General features: G+C 62.0%; 7 protein-coding genes and 1 tRNA gene. 5 read left to right on the top strand and 3 right to left on the bottom strand.

Annotated features, from left to right (window positions below; genetic code table 11):
• Positions 1-180 precede the first annotated feature (180 nt).
• The 4 genes from L0G76_RS12285 (at position 181) to L0G76_RS12270 (ending at position 4,295) form a co-directional block, all read left to right on the top strand.
• A complete protein-coding gene (locus tag L0G76_RS12285) occupies positions 181-867 on the top strand; it encodes an iron-dependent transcriptional repressor DtxR (RefSeq protein WP_092106209.1) in 687 nt (228 codons plus the stop codon).
• A gap of 426 nt (positions 868-1,293) precedes the next feature.
• On the top strand, positions 1,294-2,097 hold the full coding sequence (locus L0G76_RS12280; RefSeq protein WP_304357482.1) for a C40 family peptidase: 804 nt from the start codon (positions 1,294-1,296) through the stop codon (positions 2,095-2,097).
• A gap of 484 nt (positions 2,098-2,581) precedes the next feature.
• Positions 2,582-3,082, top strand: coding sequence for an HNH endonuclease (locus L0G76_RS12275; RefSeq protein ID WP_304357481.1), 501 nt, complete (start codon positions 2,582-2,584; stop codon positions 3,080-3,082).
• A gap of 142 nt (positions 3,083-3,224) precedes the next feature.
• Positions 3,225-4,295, top strand: a complete 1,071-nt coding sequence (locus tag L0G76_RS12270) for a universal stress protein (RefSeq protein WP_304357480.1) — start codon at positions 3,225-3,227, stop codon at positions 4,293-4,295.
• Between the two features lie 124 nt (positions 4,296-4,419).
• On the opposite strand, the gene L0G76_RS12265 is transcribed toward L0G76_RS12270, so the two are convergent.
• From L0G76_RS12265 to L0G76_RS12255, 3 genes are all read right to left on the bottom strand, one after another.
• A complete protein-coding gene (locus L0G76_RS12265) occupies positions 4,420-5,073 on the bottom strand; it encodes a sortase family protein (RefSeq protein WP_304357479.1) in 654 nt (217 codons plus the stop codon).
• A 66-nt stretch (positions 5,074-5,139) separates the two neighbouring features.
• Positions 5,140-6,666 (bottom strand): hypothetical protein, encoded by a 1,527-nt coding sequence (locus L0G76_RS12260; protein WP_304357478.1) that lies wholly within the window; start codon positions 6,664-6,666, stop codon positions 5,140-5,142.
• Positions 6,667-6,931: 265 nt separating this feature from the next.
• Positions 6,932-7,007: transfer RNA gene (locus L0G76_RS12255), tRNA-Arg, on the bottom strand.
• Between the two features lie 107 nt (positions 7,008-7,114).
• Between L0G76_RS12255 and L0G76_RS12250 the strand changes: the two genes are divergently transcribed.
• On the top strand, positions 7,115-7,943 hold an 829-nt coding region (locus L0G76_RS12250; RefSeq protein ID WP_304357477.1), incomplete at its 3' end, for a DUF4011 domain-containing protein.

Genomic DNA, 7,943 nt, shown 5'->3' with positions numbered 1-7,943 from the left:
TGGGAATCCCTCATCGAGAACAGTGCGGGGACAGGGCGGCGGACGTCCAGAGAATTGGGCGGTGGACGTCAACGCCGGTTGAACTCACGAGATTGCCTGAACGCGGGATAGGATTGACGCTGAGAACGCCTGAAATGGTCGAATGGGCCTGAAGACGAAGAGTGGAGTGGCTGGTCTGAAGTGAACGACCTCATTGATACAACTGAGATGTACCTCAAATCGATCATCGAGCTTGAGGAGCAGTCGATCGTGCCGTTGCGTGCTCGGATCGCTGAACGATTGGATCACTCCGGTCCCACCGTTTCACAGACCGTGGCGCGAATGGAACGTGACGGTCTGTTGCACGTGAGCAACGACCGTCATTTGGAACTGACGCCGGAAGGTCGCCGCATCGCCACCGAGGTGATGCGCAAGCACCGTCTGGCCGAGCGGCTCCTCGCCGACGTCGTCGGGCTCGAGTGGGAACTCGTCCACGACGAAGCATGCCGTTGGGAGCATGTGATGAGCGAGCAGGTCGAACGCAAGCTCGTCAAGCTGCTTCCGGAGACGGCGTCGGGCCCGTACGGCAATCCCATCCCGGGCCTGGACATGATCGGCGGAGGTGCGACTGCAGGCACCGACGTCGTCGATCTCGCGACTGCGGTCGCTCGCGACGGGGCGAAGGAGCTGCGGATCGCCTGGTTGGCAGAACCACTGCAGGTCGATATCCACCTGCTGCAGCAGTTCCAGGTCGCTGGGGTGCTGCCCGACAGTGATGTCGAGATCTCACGCAACGGTGAGTACATCACGGTTCAGGTTCCCGGCGCACAGGACGTGCTCGATCTGCCCGTGGACACAGCCTCCCACGTCTTCGCCTACAGGAAGTGATCCCTCGCCCGCTGAAGCACGGGACGTACCTCGGCGCAGCGGGACAGGGAATCCGCGTCGCCGGGCGGACATGCAGTCGAGTCACGGCCGATGACCACGGTCAGTTCCGATTTGTTACACAACGATGTTGAGCACGGCCCAGGGAGTGGCAGAACACCCCCTGGGCCGTGTCGTATAACGAGCAAATGTTACGAAGATTATCCCCAATTTCAAGCCTCTGACCTGCAGGTTTATGGAAAACCTCCAGGGTTGCCCCCGTGGTTCGTGACAGAAACGTGACAATCGGTGACTGATTGGTTACAGTTGTGGAGGTCGTTCACGGAAGTGTCGACTTCACGCCGAGAGCCGAACGCCACGCTCGATGTGAAATCTCTGAGGACCGAAAGTGGCGGTTGGGACTTCTCCAATAGGTGACGAGAGGAAAACGTGGCAATTAAGCAGCATGGCCGCCGCGCCGCAGAAGCCAAGGTCAAGACCCCATTGACCGAACTGACTGAAGTCCTGAATGCCAACTCCGCCGTCTTCGGGCGTCGCGCAGCAGTTGTTGCTGCCAGCGGTGGTCTGCTCACCGCAGCGGTTCTTCCGGCAGCAGGACAAGGAGCCGACGACAAAGCTGCGGTCTCCGCCGAGTCAGAAGCTCAGACGCAGGTTGAGTACAAGAACCAGACGGCGACCGTTACTGCTGGCGACGAAGCTCAGGACAAGGACAAGAAGCAGGACTCCTCCTTCAGTGCCGACGTCCAGACCGTCACCGCCAAGGCTGCTCCGAAGCCCGAACCAGAGCCCGTTGAGACCGCCGAAGACACCTCGGACGAGCCCGCAGAAACCGGGTCCGGTGACAAGGGCAAGTCGGATAAGGGCGAAGGCAGCGATGCCGGCTCGATCGACGGCTCCAAGGCAGAGCAGGTGCTCGGCTGGGCCGCTAAGGGTGTCGGCACTCCATATGTCTACGGTGGAACCTCGCAGAGCGGCTGGGACTGCTCCGGATACACCTCATGGGTCTACAGCAAGGTGGGCGTGAACCTTCCTCGCAGCTCCGGTGCCCAGAAAGCAGCCGGACAGGTTGTCTCCCAGTCGGAGGCCAAGCCCGGTGACCTCATCTGGCACCCAGGCCACGTCGGCATCTACGCCGGCGGCGGACAGATGTACGATGCCGGTTCCCCAGGTTCAGGCACCTCGAAGCGCAGCTACAGCTGGATGGGCAACGTCACCTTCATCCGCGTTCTCTGATCCACGTCACACAGTAACTCCCTGCCCGACTCGACGGTCCTCGAGTCAGGCGGGGAGTTTTTGCGTCCCCGATAGGATGCGGTGCCCCTCATATGCTTGAGGGGTCGACTATCGCAGGCGGTGCCGGCGGTGCCCTGCAGGTGGCGGTGTCTGCACGTGGCGGTGCCTGCAGGTGGATGTGAAACGGCGTGTGCGGCGCTGAAAGGTGAACGGCGGTGAAAGAATCCGTGACGCGAGCGATATGAATTCGGTCACAGGAGAGTGTCGGCGTTATTCTTAAGAATATTGAGTTGGCGTAAGTGATGGGAAACCAGATGGGCCACAGTCGGATAGTGCGAATAGCCGCTCCAGTCTCTGGCGCGGAATACATACTTGTGTCTGTCCCCTCTTTCAAGGCGTTGTGCTGCGGCACAGCGCCTTTTGCGTTCCCCGGGCCTGTGTCGATCGACCAGGACCACACTCACACGAAGATGAGGGGCGGGATATGAAGACTCTCGTGCTGAATGCCGGGTACGAACCCCTGTCGATCGTTCCCTTCACCAGGGCGGTGGTCCTGGTATTGACGGGAAAGGCGACAGTGCTGGCCGCAGAGGACATACCGGTGAGATCCGAGCACCTCAACCTGGATCAGCCGTCGGTCATTCTGCTGACGCGCTATGTGAGGCCGCCACATGATCGCCGAGTCTCCCTCTCCAGGCGGGGTGTGCTGCGCCGCGACAACCACCGCTGCGCCTATTGCGCAAAGGCGGCAGCCACGGTCGACCATGTCGTTCCACGCTCACGCGGCGGAGTGAACAGCTGGGAGAATCTCGTCGCGTGCTGCCGTGAATGCAACAACCGCAAGGGCAACAGGACACTGGCCGAGATCGGATGGAAGCTCAGCTTCCATCCTCAGGAGCCGCGAATCGGCCAATTCTGGATGCGAGGGATCGACAAGCCGGTTGAGCAGTGGCGTCCGTTTCTTGAGCTGTCCAGAGCTGCCTGAAGCTGACATCGCTGCTGATCGCAGCTGCGGTGTCCGTGCGGTGGCTCGTTTCGGATAACGATGTGACATCGGTGCAGGCCTCCGATCGATTCTGATTTAGGGTGGAGACGAGAGAAGTTCGCTTCAAGATGAGGAGCTTGCGATGAATGAGCAAGACCGAACCCACGACGCCGAAACATCACCTGAAGGGGAGCCCGAGGCTGTCGTCGTCGGCATCGACGGTTCGCCTCCCAGCCGCAACGCCCTGGCGTGGGCGATCCAGGAAGCGAGATCTCTGGGCAAGCCGATCCGTCTGGTCGGTGCCTACACCATTCCCAGCGTCGCCGCGGCCGCGATCGACGTCTCCTACGTCCCGATCGATGACACATCGATCCGTGCGGCGGTGACGAACACCCTCAAAGAAGCCGCCGCCGAGGTGAAGTCCGCTGGTGCGCCCGTGGAGGCCGTCATCGAAATCGGTGACGCAGCCGGGGTCCTCATCGACGAATCGAAGTCGGGAAGCCTGGCCGTCGTCGGCTCCCGCGGTCGAGGCGGATTCGCCGGTCGCCTGCTCGGCACCGTCTCCAGTGCTTTGCCGGCCCACTCCGCTTGCCCAACCGTCGTCGTTCCCGCCTCATGGCAGGCCGATGCGGAGAAGACCGCGCACCCCACATCGTCGCGGCCCATTCGTCAGGACGGCATCGTCGTCGAAGAGCCCGACCCCAATGTCGAGGCCATCGAGGGACTGCGATTCGACGGCAAAGTCGTCGTCGGCGTCGATTCCCTCGGGGCCGAGTCCCCGGCGCTGTGGAAGGCCGCACGATTGGCCGTGCGCCGTGGATCGCCGCTGCACATCGTCGCCGTCATCACTACCACCGTGATCGGACCTGAGTGGCTGCCGAGCACCGCGGACCTCGAACGGCTGGTCAATGAGGGCGCCGACAAGCTCGTCGTGGCGAAGCAACGTCTGCAGGACGAGTTTCCGAACCTCGATGTCACATGGACACTGTTCGACGGACAGCCCGCCGAGGTGCTCGTTCGAGCCTCTGACACCGCCGAGGTTCTGGTCATCGGCTCCCGTGGTCGTGGAGGCTTCGCCGGGCTGCTCCTCGGTTCGACCTCGCAGTCGGTGCTGCCGTACTCACAGTGCCCGACCATGGTCGTGCGCGTCACTCGGGACCACAACAGGCGCCGCCACGGTCACGACGCAGAGGCCCCTGAGCCGGGATTGTGAGGCCAGAAGCTCAGCTCCTTCTCCACAGACTGCACAAGCCCGGCTAGGCAGCTGCGCTATCGGTGGTGGGGCAGGGAGCCGACCCTGGACGGTCAGGGAGCCGGCTCTGGGCGGTGTGTGACCGCTAGTCCGCGATCGCTTCGATGATGACGTTGTCCACCGAGCGACCTGAAGCGCGCTGCAAGCACGTGAGGATGACTAGTCGGCCGGGCTCATCGGCCCACACTCGATCATCAACGGATATATCCGATTTCGGCACAGTGTAGGCATCGGTCACGGTGTAGTCGTGGTCCTGGAGGGTGATCGATTCGCCTGCTTCGACCGTCGGCTCGCCGGCCTTGACGTCGATGAGACTGTTCCCTGGCAGGTCGGCTCCCTGCACGGAGTGGATGGCGACATATGTGGTGCCGCGCTCAGGGTGGTCAGGACTGCCGTGGTTGCGTACTACATAGCCGTTGCGCAGCCCCGGGGGATTGATCGCACCGTTGACTTCGGACATGGTTTCCAACCCGGTGTCGAGACCCACCGAGGGGACTCGGAAGTCTCCGTCGAGGGCTTCGATCTTCATGCCCTCGACTTCGGCCTCGCTTGGGGGCTCTTCCAGGCGGACATCGGCTTCGCCCGCAGCAGCGCTCTGTTCTGCGGAAGGGCCTTTTCCAGCGGTGTTCTGTTCCTCTGAGAGACCCTGAGTGAGCATCCACGCACCTGTGCCGATGAGTGCGATGATGACAACAGCGACCGGGATGGTCCACCAGTCACGAAGTCTGAGTGCCGTCATGGTGTCCTTTCATATGCCGGTGGCGGCCACCGGATCGGTGACCGCCACCGAGTCATGACTTCGAGGTCAGTTCCTCTTCATACGAAGGCGAAGTGACCCAATGATGAGGCCGCCGGCAACGACCAGCAGTCCGACACCGCCGAGGAGCTTCCAATTTGTTCCACCGTCGGTCGAGTCGACATACGCACCGGTCTCCACAACAGGGTTGTCATCGGGCTTATCGGCCTCGGGCATGGTGATGCCCACGGTCTCCGAGGGAACTCCGTAGTCATGGGACCAGGCTTCGTTCGCTCCCGCGGCAGGGGCCGAAGCCACGAACGTCACCGACTTCTCCTCGCCGGGCTTGACGAAGTCAGCATCGAGTTCGAGCGCGTCGGTCTCGAATTCGACGGTTCCGTCGTCACCACAGGTGACATCCGGGGTGAAAGTCTCAACCAGTTCCGCGTCTCCGGGGGCGTCCTCGGACTGAGAGATCCTGCCTTCCTCGGCATACGCCTCGACCTTGGTGTCTTCGACAGGTTCACCGGGTGCGCAGTTCTCGAGTCGCACCTTGTCAGTCACCTTCGCGGGAAGTTCGGTGATCTCGTCGACCGACACCTGCGAAGATACATGCGGGGTGTAGAGACCTTGGTAGGAATCCGACGCCTCGGCGGTGGTCTCCTGGCCCTCGATGACGGACTGCAGGTTCGCACGATCATAGTCATCGGCGTCGAAGTCCTTGGGGTCCCACTTGGTCACGGAACCGGTCGGCAGACCTGAGAACGTCACTGACACAGAAGCATCGGGAACCTCCTCGGCGAAGTCGAGCGGCACCTTGACCGGCTCCTCACCGGACGTGATCGTCGTTGTCTCGGCCTCGGCACCGTCGACAGTGAGCTCACCGTCGAACCCGGGAACACTGACTCCCTCGGAATTGACCAGGGAGACAACCGCAGCTGACGAGTCCTCGTCGATGGCTACCTTGGCCTTGTACGTGCCGTCACCGGCATACTTTGCCGCCTCGTCACCCATGAGAGCCGAGAGGTCATAGGCTTCGGGCAGCACCTCATCGTAGAACGCCTCCGCGCCGAGGTCTTTGAGGTTCTTAGAGTCCTCGTTCCACCCGATCCCATCGGTGACTTCTTCCAAGCTGCGATCATCGAGAATGTCGCGGTGGTCGATTTCATCAGAGCTGTGGACGTGCTCGCCGATAGCCATGTCATGAGCCATCTGATCGGCCATGTCGCTGCGAGGCTCGTCCCATTTCGCGAGGATATAAGCCAGCTCGGGAGCCTCGACAGAGGATTTGCCACCTTCGTCGTAGCCAGTGCCCATCGGCTGAGTCAGGCCACGGTCGATGCACCAGACCCGTTTGCCGGAGAGAGGACCGGCAGATGGAATATAAGCGCCGTACATGGTGGCGTTTTCGACACCACCCTGGTTGTCTGTTTCAGGGTTCGTGGTGACTCCGGTGAAGTCTGGTTCGCCCTCGTACGTGCTGAGCTGGGGTCCGAGTTCGGGAGCAGCCGTTGCCGGCGACGCTAGGAGAGTGCTCCCTGCGATCAGTGCGATCGTCGTTCCGACTACGGGCAGTCGTCTGCGGAGTTGCCGCATGTTGTGGTTCCTTCCTGGGATGCGACACGTGGCCTCGACCGTCGATTCCACGAACGTAGGTTCACAGGCAACTGTCCTGACTCGCTCCCACCAGGACAGTATAGGGACAGCAAGGGCGATTGTCTCATTAGAGTGGTGTCCGGCTGCGGCCATGGTTGGTATGACCAGCGCCCGACCAGCAAAGATGCCCTCAGGGCTCGGCCATTGCCATGGGGAATTCGACCGAGTAGTGGGCTGTCGAAAACTCTCTGATGAGTATGTGCAGTGGCGCCCCCGGGCAGATTCGAACTGCCGACACCCGCTTTAGGAGAGCGGTGCTCTATCCCCTGAGCTACGGGGGCGATGTGGCCTTCTTCAACCACGATCACCCAGTGTAGCGTAGAAGAAACCTGGATGTTTCACGGTGTGCCAGCACCTATTATGGGCAGTTTCTCGTTAGGGTCGAATTGTGCCAGATTCCGTTGTTGACGATCAGTTCCCGGAACTCGACGATGTCTACGCCGAGTGGAAACAGCAGGCTGCCCACCTGGGCGGTCGCGACACCATGCTTCATTTCCGGGACTCGCGTGATGGCAGCATCGATCTCTCCGGGGCGCACCCGTCTGGTTTAGCCCAGCTTCTGGCCGGTCGGGCCACACGACTCTCCAGCCTGGTCCGTGATCATGAGGCCCTCGCTGACGCCCGCCGTCGAGCGAAGTCGATCCGGTCGAAGGCCGAACAGCTCGGCAACGAACGTGGAATCCAGACAGCGCACCTGGCGATCGGCTTCGCCTCGTGGACGGAGAAGGACTCCAAGTACAAGTTCAACGCACCCGTCGTGATGCGCCATGTCACGCTCGTTCCCCGTGGCTCCCGCGTCGAGGACTTCGAGGTCGTGTTGGGCGACGGGATCATGATCAACCCGGCCTTGGTCCAGCACCTGGCTGAGGTCTACGACCTCGAGGTGCCTGTCGACGAATGGGTCGACGCCACAGGCGGGCCGCACGGCTTCGACCCGGGACCAGCACTCGATCGGCTCCGCGACCTCGCACAGTCGGTGCCCGGGCTGCGGATCAACCACCGTTTCGTGGTCTCGACGTTCGCTAACATCGCGACCCCGTTCACCACGGACTACCTGCCGACTCAGCATCCGATTCTCCGTGCTCTCGCCGGGGACGAAGATGTGCGAGGTGCACTCGGCGGCCCGTCCTACGTTCCGACTCCGCGGTCGGCAGCGCGCGAGCATCCCGCATCCGATGTCGATGATCAGAGCACTCCGGTCCAGGAATCGACGGCTG

Source organism: Brevibacterium picturae, from assembly GCF_030453725.1.
In the GTDB taxonomy this organism is placed as follows: Bacteria; Actinomycetota; Actinomycetes; order Actinomycetales; family Brevibacteriaceae; genus Brevibacterium; species Brevibacterium sandarakinum_A.
This window is presented reverse-complemented; position numbering and strand designations above follow the sequence as displayed.

Bases quoted from the DNA above. Each gene is read 5' to 3' on its own strand.
- L0G76_RS12265 (WP_304357479.1), bottom strand. From the start codon at position 5,073: ATGACGGCACTCAGACTTCGTGACTGGTGGACCATCCCGGTCGCTGTT.
- L0G76_RS12270 (WP_304357480.1), top strand. From the start codon at position 3,225: ATGAATGAGCAAGACCGAACCCACGACGCCGAAACATCACCTGAAGGG.
- L0G76_RS12260 (WP_304357478.1), bottom strand. From the start codon at position 6,666: ATGCGGCAACTCCGCAGACGACTGCCCGTAGTCGGAACGACGATCGCA.
- L0G76_RS12275 (WP_304357481.1), top strand. From the start codon at position 2,582: ATGAAGACTCTCGTGCTGAATGCCGGGTACGAACCCCTGTCGATCGTT.